15 protein-coding genes are annotated in these 17,670 nt (G+C 53.6%); 7 read left to right on the top strand and 8 right to left on the bottom strand.

All coding sequences use genetic code 11. The annotated features are described in order from the left end of the window. Positions 1-48 precede the first annotated feature (48 nt). From LZU96_RS20980 to LZU96_RS20970, 3 genes are all read right to left on the bottom strand, one after another. Positions 49-957 (bottom strand): alpha/beta hydrolase, encoded by a 909-nt coding sequence (locus tag LZU96_RS20980; protein WP_233988532.1) that lies wholly within the window; start codon positions 955-957, stop codon positions 49-51. 98 nt (positions 958-1,055) lie between these two features. Beyond that, positions 1,056-1,379 (bottom strand): AzlD domain-containing protein, encoded by a 324-nt coding sequence (locus LZU96_RS20975; RefSeq protein ID WP_233988531.1) that lies wholly within the window; start codon positions 1,377-1,379, stop codon positions 1,056-1,058. Beyond that, positions 1,376-2,044, bottom strand: coding sequence for an AzlC family ABC transporter permease (locus LZU96_RS20970; RefSeq protein ID WP_233988530.1), 669 nt, complete (start codon positions 2,042-2,044; stop codon positions 1,376-1,378). Before LZU96_RS20970 ends, LZU96_RS20975 begins: the two co-directional genes overlap by 4 nt. 110 nt (positions 2,045-2,154) lie before the next feature. On the opposite strand from LZU96_RS20970, the gene LZU96_RS20965 reads away from it, so the two are divergent. The 3 genes from LZU96_RS20965 (at position 2,155) to LZU96_RS20955 (ending at position 3,712) form a co-directional block, all read left to right on the top strand. Further along, entirely contained in the window at positions 2,155-2,703 is a 549-nt protein-coding gene (locus tag LZU96_RS20965; protein WP_233988529.1) for a helix-turn-helix domain-containing protein, read from the top strand. Between the two features lie 225 nt (positions 2,704-2,928). Next, positions 2,929-3,204, top strand: a complete 276-nt coding sequence (locus LZU96_RS20960) for a type II toxin-antitoxin system RelE family toxin (protein WP_233988528.1) — start codon at positions 2,929-2,931, stop codon at positions 3,202-3,204. Positions 3,205-3,334: 130 nt separating this feature from the next. After that, a complete protein-coding gene (locus tag LZU96_RS20955) occupies positions 3,335-3,712 on the top strand; it encodes a helix-turn-helix domain-containing protein (protein ID WP_233988527.1) in 378 nt (125 codons plus the stop codon). 242 nt (positions 3,713-3,954) lie between these two features. Here the strand turns inward: LZU96_RS20955 and LZU96_RS20950 are convergent, their stop codons facing one another. Beyond that, positions 3,955-4,317, bottom strand: a complete 363-nt coding sequence (locus tag LZU96_RS20950; RefSeq protein WP_233988526.1) for a hypothetical protein — start codon at positions 4,315-4,317, stop codon at positions 3,955-3,957. 120 nt (positions 4,318-4,437) lie between these two features. On the opposite strand from LZU96_RS20950, the gene LZU96_RS20945 reads away from it, so the two are divergent. Continuing rightward, the gene (locus LZU96_RS20945) at positions 4,438-5,649 is read left to right on the top strand and encodes an NAD(P)/FAD-dependent oxidoreductase (RefSeq protein ID WP_233988525.1); all 1,212 of its coding nucleotides are present in this window, start codon (positions 4,438-4,440) and stop codon (positions 5,647-5,649) included. A 3-nt stretch (positions 5,650-5,652) separates the two neighbouring features. Here the strand turns inward: LZU96_RS20945 and LZU96_RS20940 are convergent, their stop codons facing one another. Beyond that, a complete protein-coding gene (locus tag LZU96_RS20940) occupies positions 5,653-7,023 on the bottom strand; it encodes an aldehyde dehydrogenase family protein (RefSeq protein WP_233988522.1) in 1,371 nt (456 codons plus the stop codon). 473 nt (positions 7,024-7,496) lie between these two features. Here LZU96_RS20940 and LZU96_RS20935 point away from each other — a divergent pair, with 473 nt between their 5' ends. The 3 genes from LZU96_RS20935 to LZU96_RS20925 all read left to right on the top strand — a co-directional run bounded on the left by LZU96_RS20935 (position 7,497) and on the right by LZU96_RS20925 (position 12,851). After that, on the top strand, positions 7,497-8,426 hold the full coding sequence (locus LZU96_RS20935) for a RepB family plasmid replication initiator protein (RefSeq protein ID WP_233988520.1): 930 nt from the start codon (positions 7,497-7,499) through the stop codon (positions 8,424-8,426). A 2,246-nt stretch (positions 8,427-10,672) separates the two neighbouring features. Further along, positions 10,673-11,872 carry an AAA family ATPase gene (locus tag LZU96_RS20930; protein ID WP_233988518.1) on the top strand — a complete coding sequence of 400 codons (1,200 nt, stop codon included), beginning with the start codon at positions 10,673-10,675 and terminating at the stop codon, positions 11,870-11,872. A 7-nt stretch (positions 11,873-11,879) separates the two neighbouring features. Next, positions 11,880-12,851, top strand: a complete 972-nt coding sequence (locus tag LZU96_RS20925) for a ParB family protein (RefSeq protein ID WP_233988516.1) — start codon at positions 11,880-11,882, stop codon at positions 12,849-12,851. A gap of 1,612 nt (positions 12,852-14,463) precedes the next feature. Here the strand turns inward: LZU96_RS20925 and LZU96_RS20920 are convergent. From LZU96_RS20920 to LZU96_RS20910, 3 genes are read right to left on the bottom strand one after another with little or no spacing between them, the layout of a single operon-like run. Further along, positions 14,464-15,474: a transketolase family protein gene (locus tag LZU96_RS20920; protein WP_233988514.1), complete on the bottom strand. Its 1,011-nt coding sequence runs from the start codon at positions 15,472-15,474 to the stop codon at positions 14,464-14,466. Between the two features lies 1 nt (position 15,475). After that, the gene (locus LZU96_RS20915) at positions 15,476-16,318 is read right to left on the bottom strand and encodes a transketolase (protein WP_233988512.1); all 843 of its coding nucleotides are present in this window, start codon (positions 16,316-16,318) and stop codon (positions 15,476-15,478) included. A 12-nt stretch (positions 16,319-16,330) separates the two neighbouring features. Continuing rightward, a complete protein-coding gene (locus tag LZU96_RS20910) occupies positions 16,331-17,629 on the bottom strand; it encodes an MFS transporter (protein WP_233988510.1) in 1,299 nt (432 codons plus the stop codon). Between the last annotated feature and the right edge of the window lie 41 nt (positions 17,630-17,670).

Here is a 17,670-nt window from a genome sequence, read left to right as displayed (position 1 = left end):
CTTCCTCCGGGTATAAACAAACATCATGCGCAGGTTAGCCGGCGGTGATCAATCTTTTGAACCGGAGACGATTTTTAACGTATCCGCCAGCGAGGACGGCAGGATCTGACCGTGGCTTAGCCCGGCATAATGGGTCAGATGCAGCGTAGCACCGGTCTGGCGCAGAACAGGTATCAGCTCAGCCTCTTCCTGTTGCAGGTCATCAGAATGCCCGGCGCGCCGCTCGGTGACGCCGTCGCTCTCCATCAGGTAGAGAGATAATGGCTGCAGTGAATGGGGATCGGCACGCCGTGCCAGTTCGATGATGCGTTGATCGTTCCAGCCCAGCGACGGAGCGGCCGCAAAGTAATGGCTGAACCAGGCGGCCTGGTAAAAGGTATCCAGCACGAACAGACCGCCGTAGGAGTGGCCCCATAAGCCGCGCTGATGGGGATCGCTGGCTGCCTGTGCTTCAACCCAGGGTACGATGCTGTTCAGCAGCAGCTGTCGAAACAGATGGCTGCCGCCGCCCTTGCGACCCTGTGGCATGTTGACTATCGGGTCTGGCGCGTCGTCAGGTGGCGTGTAATCGTAGCTGCGCGCCACCACGTCAAATGGCAGATTGCTGTCATAACCCACCGCCACCAGCACCGGTGACGAGCCACGGCGTAATTGTTTCAGCTGGCTTTCCGTCAGCTGCGCCATCGCCGCGTTACCGTCCAGCATATAGAGCACCGGATAGCCTGAGGAAGGAGCCGCCATTTTCGGAATACCGAGCCAGACCCGGTAATGTCGCTTGCCGTCCTGCGAGTCAAAGGTTCTGCTCTCAAAGCGATACCACGCCGAGCCTTTGTCGGCGATATTTTCGCCCAGAGGGCGCAGATCGGGGCGCGCAGCGGCGGGATTCACCGTGAAAACGCTTGCCATCGCGAGCAGCAGCGGCAGGACATAACCCCGGAAGGTTCGGGCTGTATTCATTCAGCAACGCCTGTTCAGTGTTGAGTAAAACTTAACTGACCGGCATCCTAACAAATATCCACCGCGAAAAAATCCCGCGTTTGATAGGGTTATCGCGGTCAGGGTAGACCTAAGTAGCGCAGCAACGCGGTCATCAGCGCCGCACCGAGAATAATGATAATCAGCGGTGCACGACGCCACGCCAGCAACAGCGCAAATCCGACACCCAGCACCCGCGCCATACCGGAAAAATGCTGGCCTTCGAACAGTGTGGTGGTGGCAGCGACGGCGAACAGCAGCATGGTGGCAGCGTCTGACAGCATCTGCTGGCTGCGCTCACTGAGCGGTAAGCGATTTCCCAGCCTGACACCGGCGAAGCGCATCAGCCAGGTTCCGGCCGCCAGCAGGGCAATTCCGGCAACGATCATCGTCTGGTGGCTCATTTGCGCGATCTCCATGCCAGCAGGCCGAGCAGCGAGAACAGCACCGGCATTCCCGCCGGGACCAGCGGTGTCGCCAGTAGCGACAGTGAAGCGCCCAGCATGGCGGGAATACGGGTGCGGCGCTGACGCAGCGCCGGAAAAATCAGGGCAATCAGGATGGCAGGAAACACCGCATCCAGCCCGATGACTGAGGTATCGGGAATAAACTGACCGATGGCCGCTCCGGTCATCACGCTGATCGGCCATATTAAACCGATCCCGATGCCGCACAGCCAGTAGGCGATGCGGCGCTGCGCCAGTTTTGGCTGTGAAATACCAAACACCACACTTTCATCATTCATGATATGGCAGCCCAGCAAGCCGACCGGACCGCGTCCTGCCAGATCTTTGACTGCGATACCAAAGGGCAAATGGCGGGCATTGACCAGCAGGCCCGCCGCGGCGGCGGTAAACGGACTGCCACCGCCCGCCACGATACCGATAAATAAAAACTCTGACGCTCCCGCCAGTACCAGCGTGGAGAGCGCCAGCGGTACCCACAGCGGAAAACCGTCGGCGGTTGCCAGCGAACCGTAGGATAAACCCACAATGCCATCCGCCAGACAGACCAGAAAAATGGCCTTCACCACCCCTTTGTCCAGCAATTTTATTTGTGAAAACAGCATGACCTGATCTCATAATGAACGAATTACCCATTATAATGAACACCGGCAGAAGTATTTACAAGTCGAACATTACGTTCGTTATAAAAAACGATCAGGAAAATGGAGTTCATTTGAATACCCCTATCAGCATCATTGCTAACGCGCTGGTCCGTGAACGTCAGCGGGCCGGTTTATCACTGGCGGAAGTGGCTCGCCGCGCGGGTATCGCCAAATCCACCCTGTCGCAGCTGGAAGCGGGCAATGGTAATCCCGGCATCGAAACGCTGTGGTCACTGTGCGTAGCCCTGAATATTCCCTTTTCACGCCTGATGGAACCAGAAGCCCGCCGTATGCAGGTGATTCGCCGGGGTGAAGGGCCAACGGTAACCGCCGATTTAGCCGATTATCAGGCGGTGTTGCTGGCGACCTGCCCGCCAGGCGCCCGACGGGACCTCTATCTGTTGCAGGTTCAGCCCGGCAGCGATCGCTGTTCTCAGCCGCACTCCCCTAACACCAACGAGCACATCATCGTGGCTAAGGGCCGGGCGCTCGTCGGTCCGGTCGATTCCCCGGTCGAACTGAATGTGGGCGACTACATCACTTACCCGGGCGATGAGCCGCATATTTTCCGGGCGCTGGAAGCAGATACTCTGGCGTTACTGGTGATGGAGCACCTCTGACGGAGGTTTAGCCATTTTTTGCCGCGTCGCCTCAGGTGTGAGGTGATGCACCAGCTGAACCTCGCTGTTAAGTTCAATTGCCGGAGAGTGTCCGCAGTACGTCACTCGCGCATTACCCTATGACTAAAATCGATTTTTTATAACCATCCACTTTCAATTATGACTGAATATAGTTATATTTAAGCCTGATTCAGTCTTTTCTTTAATCACATGGAAGGGTGAGAGATGCCAGAAATTAACTGGACAAAAAAGGCATCGAAACAACTTTCAGCGCTACCTAAAAAAGAGGGTGATGCCATTGAGGACGCGGTGGAAGAGCTCGCGAAATGGCCTGAAATTCCACATCTGAAAGTTGAAAAGCTGACCGACGACAAGGAGAAGCGAATGAAGCTGGTGGTAGGTAACTATCGTGTTCTCTGGAAGATTGAAAAAGGTCAGCCCGTGGTGATTGATATTCTGGAAGTACTGAGAAGAACATCGACGACCTACAAAAAGCGCTGACAGGATGGTGAAGAGAAACCGCCTTGCCGATCTCTTCATTTTGTTCTCTGCAGACAAAAACACGCGACAGTAATATCCAGTGGATGACCAGAATACCGGGCTTGCCGCTACCGTATAGGAGTAAGCACTCATGTCAGTTATACAGTTTCTCACCGACGACCGCGGGAATCGTACCAGTGCCGTTATCCCTATCGAGCTATTCAACAAGTTAATGGCCGAAAGCCATTTATCAGAAGAAGCGTTTGAGCCTGTTCCATACCAGGCTGGGCCTGACGATGATGAAACAATTCCTCATGAGGTTCTGAAAATCAGTCGCAGACAGTCTGTTCCTTTGCATGTTGCCTGGCGCTTACACCGCAAAATGTCACAGGAAGACGTTGCAACTGCGTTGGGAATAACTCAGGCCGGCGTTTCTAAATTAGAATCAAGAAAAAAACCGCAAAAACAAACACTTGAAAAATTAGCCACTTTATATCAATGCAGAACAACACAACTTTATATTGATTGAATTAGCGCCTTATTCACCCGCGATTTCGCGGGTTTTTTATTGCTGAAACAAAATCGGGTGCGGTAAATGGTGCCTTTGCCGCTGTTTTGCATCAGCCTGTAAAATCTATCTGATCGCCTTTATGTGATGAGGAACTCAAATTTGCGCAGGTTGCGAAAGGCTTCACGCGCACTCTGGCTCTGCCGTTATCAGGCGATCTCATAGTCGATAGAAGCCATGCGCGAGAAGCAGATACTCTGGCGTTACGGGTGATGGAGCACCTCTGACGCAGATTTAGCCATTTTTTGCCGCGTCGCCTCAGGTGTAAGGTGATGCACCAGCTGAACCTCGCTGTTAAGTTCAATTGCCGGATAGTGTTCACGCATTCCGGCCAGCAGTACCTCATCCGGCCACTCTGCCTGTTTTCCCAGCCTCTCCGCTGCCGCACTGAGTGGCAGCGTCTCAACTTTCGTCACCCATACCACCAGCGTGTCGGCAGGGTTTTGCTGATTGTAGTAGCGAAGCGGACCGGGATGGATATCCCCTTCCTGCCAGCGCAGGGTATGCGTTTTTTCACCGTGTCGGACAGCGGGCAACAGGCGCGGAACAATGGAGAGTTGTTGCATTTTGGCTCCCGGTTAAGTTAATCCTTTCTATCCAGCCTGAACTGAACAGGTCACCTGAATCAAACCATCGACAGCTATCGGCGACGCCCGCTGCATCGATCAATTCCGGAGAAAACTGACATGCCTCAAAAGACTGTGCGACAACACACTGCACCACAACGTATTGCCGTGATCGGTGCCGGCGTGCTGGGCTTAGCGGTTGCGCGATCGCTGGCCAGCCAGGGCGCGCAGGTCACGGTTTTTGACAAACGCTACCCCGGAAGCGGCACCAGCCAGATCAGCTACGGCTGGGTCAATGCTAACGGCAAAGATCCCGCCAGTTATCACCGGCTCAACGCGGCGGCGATTGACGAGCATAAGCGCTGGCAGGCAGAGCATCCTGCACCTGCGCCCTGGCTGCTGGAAACCGGCACGCTGGAGTGGGCAACGCATCCGGCCATTCATCGCCAGCTGGAACAGCGCGTGGCTAAGCTCAGGGCGCTCGGCTACCCGACAGAAAGCTGGGATCGCGCCAGGCTGCAGGCTGCTTTGCCGGAGCTGCGGCCCGATCCCCGGGTGCAGAATGCCTGGTTCTTCTCCTCTGAATGCCTGCTCTATCCCAGCCTGTTCATTGCCCGGATGCTGGCCGATCTGCGGACGCTGGGCGCTAAACTGGTCTGCCATGACGAAGTGACCACACTGTCCACCTCCGATCAGGGTGTTGATCTGACGCTTGCCAGTGGCGAGCGCTGGCAGGGCGATCAGCTGGTGCTGGCGACCGGCCGCTGGTCCGCCGAACTGCTGGCGCAGTGCGGTTTTGAACTGGCGATGACCGAAGCTAACCGGGCCAACCCTGCCGCCTGTAGCTTTCTGGCTTATACAGAGCCGCTGCCGATTCAGCTCAGCAGCAATATTATTACGCCGGAGCTAAATGTCCGGCCAGACGGCGGCGGCCGCCTGATGCTGCAAGCGCTGGATCTGGATCAGCATGCCGATCCGGCGCGTCCGGTGGCGGTGGATGGGATGATCGGGAACGAAATGCTGCGGCGACTGCGCCGGTTGTTCGCTAACAGTCAGGATGCGCGCATCGAGCGGATTGAGGTGGGACAGCGATCCCGTCCGGCGGATGGCTTGCCGGCGATAGGATATGTCAGCGGGCTGGCGCGGGTTTATCTGATGGTCAGTCACAGCGGCATGACGCTGGCACCGCTACTCGGCAGGCTGGTCGCCGGGGAGATGTTAAGCGGCGCACGTCCGGCGATGCTGACTGACTTTGCACCGGATCGGTTAGTGCGCCCGCTTATTGAGGATGATAAAAACGCTGCGCCTGCTTATCTTCCGGCGGCGCAGTAAATCTTAGCGGCGATTTTTCCAGACGGTCTGAACGTTACAGAATTCATGCACGCCAAAGTGTGACAGTTCACGACCGTAGCCACTTTTCTTCACACCACCGATCGTCACTCGTGGATCGGAAGCGCCGTTGCCGTTGATAAATACGGCACCTACTTCCAGCTGCAACGCCAGCTGATCGGCGATCTCTTCATTGGCGGTCCAGACTGTTGCGCTTAATCCAAACTCACTGTCGTTGGCGATCGCCAGCGCATGTTGCGGGTCACGCGCCACGGCGATGGCCGCCACCGGTCCGAACAGCTCCTGCTGAAAAGCGGTCATCTCAGAGGTCACATCTGACAGGATGGTCGGCGCGTAGAAGTTGCCCTGCCCCGCCACCTTTTCGCCGCCCAGCACCAGACGAGCGCCTTCGCGCAGCGTGGCCTGTACCTGTTGATCCAGTTCATCACGCAGATCGGTACGGGCCATCGGACCCAGGAAAGTATTTTCATCCAGCGGATCGCCCATCGTTAAAGCCTGAACGGCCGCGGTGAAGCGCTTTTCGAACGCTTCAGCAATCGGCGCTTCCACGATAAAACGTTTCGCCGCCATGCAGACCTGTCCGGTGTTCTGAAAACGGCCAATCACTGCTGATTTGACGGCTTCATCCAGATCGGCATCCGCCAGCACGATAAAGGGATCGGAGCCGCCCAGTTCTAATACGGTTTTCTTGAGTGCTGCACCCGCCTGCGCAGCGATAGCCGCTCCGGCTCGTACGCTACCGGTTACCGCGACAGCCGCGATACGATCGTCTTTAATGGCGGCGGAGACGCCGTCGTTATCGACATTGATCAGGTTAAAACCACCCGCCGGCAGATCGGTGGCGTCAAACAGCTCAGCCATCAGCGTTGCGCTTCCCATGACGTTAGGCGCGTGTTTAAGCAGATAGGTGTTGCCTGCCAGCAGCATACTCACTGCGCCTCGCAGAACCTGCCACAGAGGGAAATTCCACGGCATTACTGCCAGGATCACGCCGAGCGGACGGAATCGCTGCCATGCATCCGCAACCTGAGTGGGCTGGTCAGCCAGCATTGCCGGTCCGTTTTCCGCGTACCAGTCACACAGATTGGCACATTTAAGCACTTCAGCTCGCGCCTGAGCGATCGGTTTACCCATTTCCAGGGTGATCATGCGCGACAGGTCCGGTTCGCGCAGACGGATCTGCTCGCCCAGTTGACGCAATACCTTAACCCGAAGATCCATCGCGCTGTGTCGCCACTGTGAAAAAGCGTCTGCACTGCGGCGCAACGCATTTTCCAGTTCACTGCTGTTCTGCAGCGGATAGCGGCCAATTTCTTCGCCTGTGGTGGGGTTACGAGAGATAGCATAGTCAGTCATGGCACCCTTTCCTTATTCAGTAGACAGTCACATCACCATACGCCCGGTAATTAGTGATGAAAAATGAATAATAGTGAGGAAGTTCTTTATTAATTGAGAACGATAAGTGTCGGGTCGTTTTCAGTGTGAGGTCATTGATCGTTGCTGTGGCAGCGATCTCGGTAATGATCCTGAGGATGTTCTCTGACGTGCATACTGATAAGAACCGTGAGAGGTTATCCACTTATACAGTGATTAGTTCCTATATAACGATCCTAAAGAGATCATATAGAGATCCTAAGAGATCCCCGATCGTCGCAGGCCGCACCCCACAAGGGCTGAAAGGGTGATCGCGTTCACTATAATCAGTAAAGTGTTCACTGTAATCAGTACTTTATTCACTGTACCAGGTAGAATGTTCACTATAAACAGTGCTAATGTTCACTGTAGTCAGAAAACGATCCCTTTCATCCACAGAATGAAGATCTCAAGCTATGGCAGATAAAGATAGTGAAAACAAAGCGTTACTAGAACCTTTTCTGTCGGTGACCAAAAACAGCGGTGAAGTTATTCAGCTTCATCCCAACAAGAATAATACGGTTCAGCCTGTTGCTTTAATGCGGCTCGGATTGTTTGTTCCGACGCTGAAATCGACAGCGCGCGGCAAATCCGGTGCCATGGCATCAACGGACGCCACCAAAGAGCTGAAGAATCTGTCGCTGGTTAAAGCTGAAGGGTATGAAAAGATTACCATCACCGGCGCGCGGCTGGATATGGATAACGATTTTAAAACCTGGGCTGGCATCATCCAGTCGTTTTCACGTTATCCGACCAAAGGCGACACGGTGACGCTGCCGTTTATCGATTTTGTGAAGATGTGCGGCATCCCTTCTGCCAACTCCTCTGCCGCATTGCGTAAGCGTCTGGATGCTTCATTACGCCGCATTGCAACCAATACCTTATCCTTTGAAGGCAACGGCAAGGCGTATCATACCCACCTTGTGCAGTCGGCCTATTACGATCGCGAAAAGGATATCGTGCGTATCCAGGCGGACCCCAAGCTGTTTGAGCTCTATAATTTCGATCACAAGGTGTTATTGCAGCTCCGGGCGATATCACGGCTCAAGCGTAAAGAGTCTGCTCAGGCGCTCTATACTTTTCTTGAAAGCCTGCCGACTAATCCTGCACCTATCTCCCTTGCCCGCTTGCGGATGCGTCTGAACCTGGGTTCCAAGACCACCACGCAGAATCATGTGGTACGACGCGCAATGGAACAACTGAAAGAGATTGGCTATCTTGATTATTCTGAGGTGAAGCGTGGCCGCTCGGTCTTCTTCATCATCCATAGCCGTACCCCGAAACTTGATGGTATCAGCAATCTTGAGAGCATCGATTCGCTGGATGAGATTGAATTTGACGAGTAGCCTCTGCTATTCACTGTAATCAGTACCCGCGCGTTGCAGTGTCACTTCCCGCCTGAAAGTGACACTGCATGCCAGATTCAGCTGTTCACTGTAATCAGCATCCTTCCCCCTGTTCACTGCAATCAGTAACGTTCACTGTATTCAGCAGTCGCCGCTATGGCGAGATACGTATCTGGCGCTACCCCTTTTTAAATTCCATATGTAACAGTAATTTGCATGTTAGTTAGTGCTCACTTCAATATATTGGTGATTACCTTATCGCTGCGTTTAACTGTTTTACTGATTACAGTGAACGTGCCTGACGACTCAAGGCTGTTTACTGATTAAAGTGAACGCTTTAACACGCCATATTACTCGCTACAGTGAACACTTAATTCTAAATCATTGAAAAATAATAATTATAAAAAATCTGTGCGGTATGGGATGAGCATTACGCTCACAACCCTGTTTTTACAGCGCAATCAGTGACAAACGTGACAGGGTTCGCAGAATTGCTGATTACAGTGAACACCTGAAGTATCGGGTCAAACCGCTGGTGGCAATGAAGAGCGGCTGGCATTGGGGTTAGGCTGTTTTTCAGCTCTGCAACTGTGGAAACGGATTACTGATTACAGTGAACGTTCCTCTTCGCCTTGTCAGGCTGGTCACGCAAGCCAGACTGCGATGTTTTCTGGTGGCACGAGCGGGTGCTCAGAATGGCTGGCTGATTACAGTGAACGTGTTGCTGATTACAGTGAATGTTTGCAGCGTAGTAGTCTCTGAAAGACCACGGGCAGATCGGGTTGTTGACTGCAGTCAGTATCGGGATGAAAGCGTGAGAGGCGGGCTTACTGATCGCTATCGCAGCCCTGACCAGGCGACGCTGCGCTCAGAAGGCGGTTGCTGCAATTAAGCGAGTCATGCCTGCTTTGCCGCATCCTTAATGAATAATGCGCTATTGGTGCAGGGCTCAGGGCTCAGAACGCAGGGCTCAGGGCTCAGAACGCAGGGCTCAGGACGCAAGGCTCAGGAGGCAAGGCTCAGGACGCAAGGCTCAGGACGCAAGGCTCAGGAAGCAAGGCTCAGGAAGCAAGGCTCAGGAAGCAAGGCTCAGAACGCAGGGCTCAGGACGCAAGGCTCAGGACGCAAGGCTCAGGACGCAAGGCTCAGGACGCAGGGCTCAGGGCGCAGGGCGCAGGGCGCAGGGCTAAGAACGCAGGGCTCAGAACGCAGGGCTCAGAACGCAGGGCTCAGAACGCAGGGCTCAGAACGCAGGGCTCAGAACGCAGGGCCTGGCGCCGCCAGAGTAGTATCCGCCCTACCCGGCCAGGCATTCAGAGTGCGGTCAGCATCGCATCAACTTTGCCGCAACAGGAAAGCAGGTTGGCCGTATGCGGTTTACTGACTACAGTGAACGTTATGCTCGGGGCGCGCTTTTTACTGATTATAGTGAACGCTGAGTCAGCCTCCGGCTACTGCGCTACTGATTATAGTGAATGTTTGTAGGTTTGTTCACCGTTCAGCATCTCTATCCCGACGCGAGTCAGTTGTACTGTGGCTGGCAATTAACCAAACTGCAGCGTTCAGGCTCAATTTTACTGATTACAGTGAATGTTTGCGTCGCCTTGAGGAAATAAGCCAAACCAGAAGTGAGAAACTACTGACTACAGTGAACGTTTGGGGTTGATGTCATGGAACCTTTCTCTGCAACGCCATTGGTCTGTTTCACTGATTACAGTGAACGTTACAGCAGACACTTGGTTGAACACCTGCGCCATCCCGGCTCATTACCCTGCGTTCAGCTGATGATGGTTCAGACAAAATCTGCGGCCCCACCCTTTTCTTTTCATAACCATCCTTTAAAGATCACAACAGACTTCCTTAGGGTCTGCTGATTACAGTGAATGTTTTTATCATATCAGCCAGCAACTGCGTGCCCTTATCCAGCTCTCTCTTGCCCAACCATCCGCGACTCTGTCCAACCATCCGCGACTCTGTCCAACCATCCGCTATCCCGCCCGCGTTCTGCCCGTTGCCTGACCTTTTACTGATTACAGTGAATGTTCTGCCAGTGTTTTACTGATTACAGTGAACGTTTCGGTCTGTGAGAACGCGCCGATACAGACAGTAATGTAAAAATAATGTGATGAACCTCACCATAACCACTCTGACTACACAGATACGCAGATTACGTTGACAGGATAAATTATTGCCTCATGTGCAGGATTTCTGTATAAAGTCATAAATCCTACATGTCCGGAGCAACTATGGCTAACGATGATAAGCAGGTAATGAAGGTGGCGCAGCGTTCAGAACGCATGTTGTTAAGCCTTACCGAGCAAATTCAGGCGCAAAAACAAGAGTTACATGAAAACACTTATTATCAGGTCTATGCCAAAGCGGCGTTAGCCAAGTTGCCTAAATTGACCCGAGCCAGTGTGGATTATGCGGTTAACGAGATGGAGGAGAGCGGCTATCAGTTCGATAAGCGTGCAGCCGGATCGTCAGTAAAGTACGCGATGTCGATTCAGAATATCATCGATATCTATCACCATCGTGGCGTACCTAAGTATCGCGACCGCCATACCGACGCTTATACCCTGTTTGTCGGTAACCTTAAAGGTGGCGTCTCTAAGACCGTATCAACCGTTTCGCTGGCACATGCGCTGCGCGCGCATCCTCATCTTTTATTTGAAGATTTGCGTATTCTGGTGATTGATCTCGATCCGCAATCGTCCGCTACCATGTTTCTGAATCATGAACGTTCAGTCGGTCTGGTCGAAGCTACGGCGGCCCAGGCGATGCTGCAGAACGTCACCCGTGATGAGCTGGTGAATGAATTTATCGTGCCGTCGATTATTCCGGGCGTTGATGTGTTGCCCGCTTCAATCGACGATGCGTTTATTGCCTCACGCTGGGACGAGCTGTGCGCTGAACATCTGCCTGGGCAAAACGTCCATTCCGTGTTGTATGACAACGTTATTGCTAAATTGAAGAAAGATTACGACTTTATCTTCATTGATAGTGGTCCACATCTGGATGCGTTTCTGAAGAACGCCATTGCTGCGTCGGATCTCCTGATGACGCCGGTGCCGCCTGCTCAGGTCGATTTCCATTCAACTCTGAAGTATCTGACCCGTTTACCGGAGTTGATTGGCATCATCGAAGACTCGGGCGCGACCTGTCGCCTGCAGGGCAACATCGGCTTTATGTCGAAACTCTCTAACAAGGCGGACCACAAACTGTGCCACAGCCTCGCCAAGGAAATCTTCGGTGGCGACATGCTGGACGCAGCCCTTCCCCGCCTTGACGGCTTCGAACGGTGCGGTGAGTCATTCGACACCGTAATCTCGGCAAATCCTTCGACCTATGTCGGCAGTAGCGAAGCGCTGAAAAATGCGCGCTCAGCTGCTGAGGATTTTGCTAAAGCGGTATTTGACCGTATCGAATTTATTCGCCTGAACTGAGGTTTGTATGAGCGCAAAAAGAATTACGATTGGCAGAACCTTCAGCCAGACGCCGCTGGAAAATGATAAGAGTGATGAACAGCACAGCCAGACCTTTGTGCTGGCCACCGGTAAACGTGCGCTGTTTCGCTTTGAGCGCATTGCGGCAAATGAAGTCGAAACGAAAACATTCGTCACGATGGAAACGAACGGCCGTGACCAGGCCGGGCTCACGCCGGATTCGCTGCGTGACATCATTCGCACTATCAAGCTGCAACAGTTTTTCCCGGCTATCGGCATCATACGCAATGACCGCATTGAGATCCTGGATGGTTCACGCCGTCGTGCTGCGGCTATTTATTGCAAAACGGGTCTGGATGTTCTGATCAGTGACGCTGAAATCAGCGCAGAGGAAGCGCGTCGTCTGGCACAGGATATCCAGACTGCGCGTGAACATAACCTGCGTGAAGTCGGGATGCGCCTGTTAACGCTAAAAGAAGGTGGTCTGTCGCAGAAAGAGATTGCCGAAAATCAGGGCTTATCTCAGGCCAAAGTAACGCGCGCGTTGCAGGCGGCCAGCGTACCCTCTGATTTGATTTCACTGTTTCCTAATCATTCTGAACTCACCTATCCGGACTATAAAGCGCTGTTACAGGCGGCCGATAAGTTGAGCGAGTCCGGACAAACTGTAGAAGCACTGATTGATTCGATCTCTATGGAGATTGATGTGGTCTGTGCGCGTGAAGGCCTGGCTGAGGATGAGCTCAAAAATCACATCCTGCGTCTGATTCGCCAGGGCAGCCAGACGTTGATGAAAGAGCCTGAGAAAGACAAAACCCAGGCAACGACGCTTTGGTCATTTGCAGACAAGGATCGCTTCGCCCGCAAAAAAGTTCGTGGCCGGATGTTCAGCTATGAGTTCAACCGACAGTCAAAAGAGCTGCAGGAAGAGCTGGATAAAGTCATTGCGGAGACGCTGAAAAAATATCTCGCCCGTTAACGCTTCATCCGTTAAAAAACCAACGCTTCAGAGCGAATGCTCGTCAGTTAAGGTTAAATTTGCAAAGGCTGTCACGGTCAAACGTGGCAGCTTTTTTTCTGCGCGCGCGTGCCGGGGTGCAGGCCTGAGCGCTTCTGCTGCTGCCGGGCCGTGCTCGTGCCGCTCACTCTTTATTTTTGGCTTTGACGTCATGCCGACCCACCGTTCGGCGATCGACCCTTTTTCCCGTTCCCGAACTCTCCATGCTTCCCGGCGTGGACTTCTGCACCAGCGGTACCACTCTGCGTTATCACCTGTCGTTTAACTGATCACTATTCGCTCTTCAGAGCGGGTTTTTTGACGGGAAATACCTTGGCTACAGCGATTTCAGCCGAATTTCAGGCTGAAATCGCCAGAAAATCATCGAAAATTTCAAATCTAACTTGTTGTTAAATATAGATAAAGCCAATTTATCACCGTCAAAACTTCGCATGAAATCGCTGTGTTTTTTGCCTGAAATTTCGCTGACATTGGCTACTAACGCCACCGTTTAGAATCAGCGATGATTTACGCTTTTGGTCTTGATCGTTAAAGCAACGATGGTCGGCTGCTTTAACTCTTACGGCAAAGATGATGCAGGCCAGCAGTTCAAAGTGATGAAAGAACCAATGCACTGATGCCAGCATTGCGGGGAAATCCTGTCAGCGGATGACACAGTCAAAAGTGAAGCCTCTATGACCGGGGCTATTCATTGAATCATGAAGATGAGTTATTAACGTGCCAGCTTGCCGGTCACTCACTAAAGATGACAATGCAACATCATTAATCCTAACGCTGGTTCATTAGTAACCAATCAATTTTTACTTCAGGTTCCTTAACGCACGACCAGACGGCTCAGCGCTTGTTTGCGCACCTCTGACGTTCGGAAGCCAAACGCCGCGCCAGATGGATTTCATAGATAAAATATTGATTTAATTCCAATAATCAGAAGGATTTCAGCCTGAAATCGCCAGAATTTCAGGCCATTCCGGCCAATCTATTGGCAACAGGTCTCTGGAAAACAGCCTCAGGTTAAGCGGTACCGGTCAGCCAGAAGCGCAACAAACCGGGGTAAAAAAAGATACTCAGAAAATATCCCTCAGTTATCCACAGAAAAAGTGGATAACTTTTTTCCCGTTGATGAAACAGGTTTTTATGTCAGCACTTTTTTAACAGGTTTCATCGACTTTCAGGTTACCAGCGCATTGTCATGCTTACCACGCATTCAGGATATGAGTTGAGATAGCAGCGCCTGATCTCCCATTCACTGCGATCGGTAAACAGGGATATCACCGATGCCAGATAACCTCTTCTGCCCCGATTGCTTGCCGTCCTGCCGGTAGCGAACCACGGGTCCGGGCTGGATACTGTTTACAGTGAATAGCCAGTTTTTAGCTTTTATCGGATAGCGATAATTTTATCAGGCGGGATGCGAACACGGGAGCCGCTGGCGCTTCACTCTTATCACGATCACTGGCGGACCCGATTCGCTGACCACTGCAATCAGCAGAAGGCAGCGCTGATTCAGCTTCGCCCCGGCTACGACTGTTTTTAAGATGAAAAAAAACCGGGCCAGGCCCGGTTTTGCTGTGGATTACGCCTCCAGCCAGGCGGTGATTTGCCTGATCATTGCCTCGGTTGAGATGCCATAGCGGTCATGCAGCGTTGGAAGCGCGCCTGCTGCCAGAAAAGCATCCGGCAAGGCGATTTGCCTGAAGCGCGGCATCACGCTGTTACGCATTAGCAGACCCGCAATGGCTTCCCCTAATCCACCTACGATTGAATGATTTTCTGCGGTGATCACCAGCCGGTTAGCATCAACCGCCTCACCGGCTTCGCGCAGAATAGTCGCTTCATCCAGCGGTTTAATGACGGGTGAATGCACTACGCCTACCTCAATACCCTGCTTCTCCAGCGCTTCGGCGGCTTCCAGAGCCCGCATCGTCATCAGCCCACTACTGATGATCACCGCATGTTTGCCGCCACGCAGGCGCTGGGCTTTACCGTGCTGATAGCGGTAATCATATTTATCCAGCACCAGCGGGACCTTACCTCGCAGCAGGCGCAGATAAACCGGTCCCTGATGCTCGGCCATAGCCGGAACGACCTGACTGATCTCCAGCGCATCACAAGGATCGATGATGGTGAGATTGGGCATCCCGCGGAAAATCGCCACATCTTCCGTGGCCTGATGGCTGGGTCCGTAGCCGGTGGTTAAGCCCGGCAGCGCACAAGCAATTTTGACATTCAGATTCTCTTCGGCGATAGCCATACAGATAAAGTCATAGGCGCGCCGTGACGCAAATACCGCGTAGGTCGTCACGAACGGCGTAAAGCCTTCACGCGCCATGCCAGCCGCTGCGCTCATCAGCAACTGCTCCGCCATGCCCATCTGATAGAAGCGTTCCGGAAAAGCGTCGGCGAACAGATGCAGGTCAGTGTACTTGCTTAAATCCGCCGTCATTCCGACCACATCCGGTCGTTGCTGCGCCAGCGAGACCAGCGCATGACCAAACGGTGCTGAGAGTGTTGGCTGTCCCTCTGCGGCTATCGACGCGATCATTGCCGAGGTGGTCAGGCGTTTTTTTTGCGGTTGTAAATTCATCTCAGACTCCTTGCTCAAGCGCAGTCAGGGCTTTGTCCCACTCATCGGCATCAACCCGGATGAAGTGCGTTTTCTCACGGCTCTCCAGAAACGAGACACCTTTGCCCATCCGGGTATCACAGATAATCACGCGTGGTTGCGGTTCAGCCCAGTTGAGCGCTGCATCAAACGCTGACTGCAAAGCCGTGATGTCATTGCCATCCACCCGCTGCGTATACCAGCCAAAAGCCTGCCAGCGATCCACAATCGGTTCAAAGGCCAGGATATCGCTGCTATGGCCATCCGCCTGCTGATTATTGACATCAACGATGGCGATCAGATTATCCAGTTGCCAGTGTGAGGCGGACATCGCCGCTTCCCAGGTTGACCCTTCGTTCAGCTCGCCGTCAGAGAGCAGGTTAAAGACCCGCGAAGCAGATCCTTTTTGCTTCAGGCCCAGACAGGCACCAACGGCGATCCCTAAGCCATGCCCGAGCGAACCGCCAGTGATTTCCATGCCCGGCGTATAGGCTGCCATGCCGGACATGGGCAAGCGGCTTTCATCGGTGCCGTAAGTCTCACGTTCGGCTTCCGGTATCACGCCAGCTTCCAGCAGAGCCGCATACAGGGCGATAGCGTAATGCCCAATCGACAGGTAAAAGCGGTCGCGCTGCTCCCAGTCAGGCTGATCGGCGCGATAGTTCATGGCATGAAAATAGCTGACGGCGAGCAGATCGGCCGCGCCGAGCGCCTGACCGATATAGCCCTGTCCCTGAACCTGGCCCATCAATAACGCGTGGCGGCGAATATTGGTAGCGCGTTGCTGCAGTGAGAGACCGGAAGACGCGTGCAGATGGTCAGTCATATTACCTCCTGATTAACGATTAACATCCGCTGCCCGGATGCGCAGCACGCACAGCGCGCCACCCAGCAGTACGGCAGCGATAAAATACATTCCTGATGCGGGTGAACCGGTTGCCGTGGTAATGGCACCAATCAGCCACGGCGAAAAGAAGCCGGCCAGATTGGCAATGCAGTTCACCGCGGCGATGCCTGCGGCAGCAGAGACGCCACCCAGCAGATTGGTCGGTAGCATCCAGAACAGTGAAGACGCAGAGAGAATCCCGGCGGCGGCAATGCACAGTGAGAGCAGCGACAGAGAGACGCTGTGGCTCAGCAGCGTTGCCAGCGACAATCCACTCAGTCCCACCAGCATCGGAATGATCAGGTGCCAGCGGCGTTCACGATGACGGTCACCGCTGCGACCGGCCAGCAGCATAAAAATGATGGCGCACAGGTAGGGCAGGCTGGTCAGGAAGCCAATATGCAGCGGCTCGCTGACGCCGGAATTTCTGACCAGTGTCGGTAACCAGAAGGTCAGGGCATATTGTCCCATCACGACGCAGAAGTAGATCAGCGCCAGTAGCCAGAGACGCTTATCCGCAACGAATGCTTTAACCGTGCTGTGACAGGCCTTCTGCTGATTGTCTTCATCCAGGTCGGCGCGGACTCGGCGCTTTTCGTCATCATCCAGCCAGTCCGCCTGCTCAACCCGATCTTTCAGCACCAGCAACACCACTAAACCCATAGCAATGGTAGGGATAGCCTCCAGCAGAAACATCCATTGCCAGCCGGCCCAGCCGTGGAAACCGGCAAAGGTTGCCATAATCCAGCCAGAGAGCGGGCCACCAAGCATCCCGGAAAGCGGAATGGCGATAAACCACAGCACTGTCATGCGGGCGCGGCGGCTGGCGGGGAACCAGTAGGTGAGATAGAGCAGCAGACCGGGCGCGAGTCCGGCTTCTGCCACGCCAAGCAGGAAACGCAGCAGATAGAACTGCCATGCAGTTTCAACAAAGGCGAACAGGGCTGAGATAAAACCCCAGGTGATCATGATGCGGGCGATCCAGCGGCGAGCGCCGACCCGATGCAGAATCAGATTACTGGGGACTTCAAAAAAGAAATAGCCGATAAAAAAGATGCCAGCACCCAGACCATATACCGTCTCGCTCAGTGACAGATCTTCCATCATCTGTAATTTAGCGAAGCCGACATTCACGCGGTCAAGATAGGCACAGAGATAACACAGCATCAGCCACGGCATTAATCGCCAGGCAATTTTGCGATAGGTGATATCGCGCGCAGCCGCAGCTGCGCTCAGGTTAAGCGTGCTCATGATAGTCACTCCCGGTGTGAGCCCGCCGGTATGCGGGCAGG

Origin of the sequence: Pantoea agglomerans (genome assembly GCF_021397715.1) — a bacterium.
In the GTDB taxonomy this organism is placed as follows: domain Bacteria; phylum Pseudomonadota; class Gammaproteobacteria; order Enterobacterales; family Enterobacteriaceae; genus Pantoea; species Pantoea astica.
Note: the sequence above shows the minus strand (reverse complement) of the source record. Positions and strands in the feature narration are given on the sequence as shown.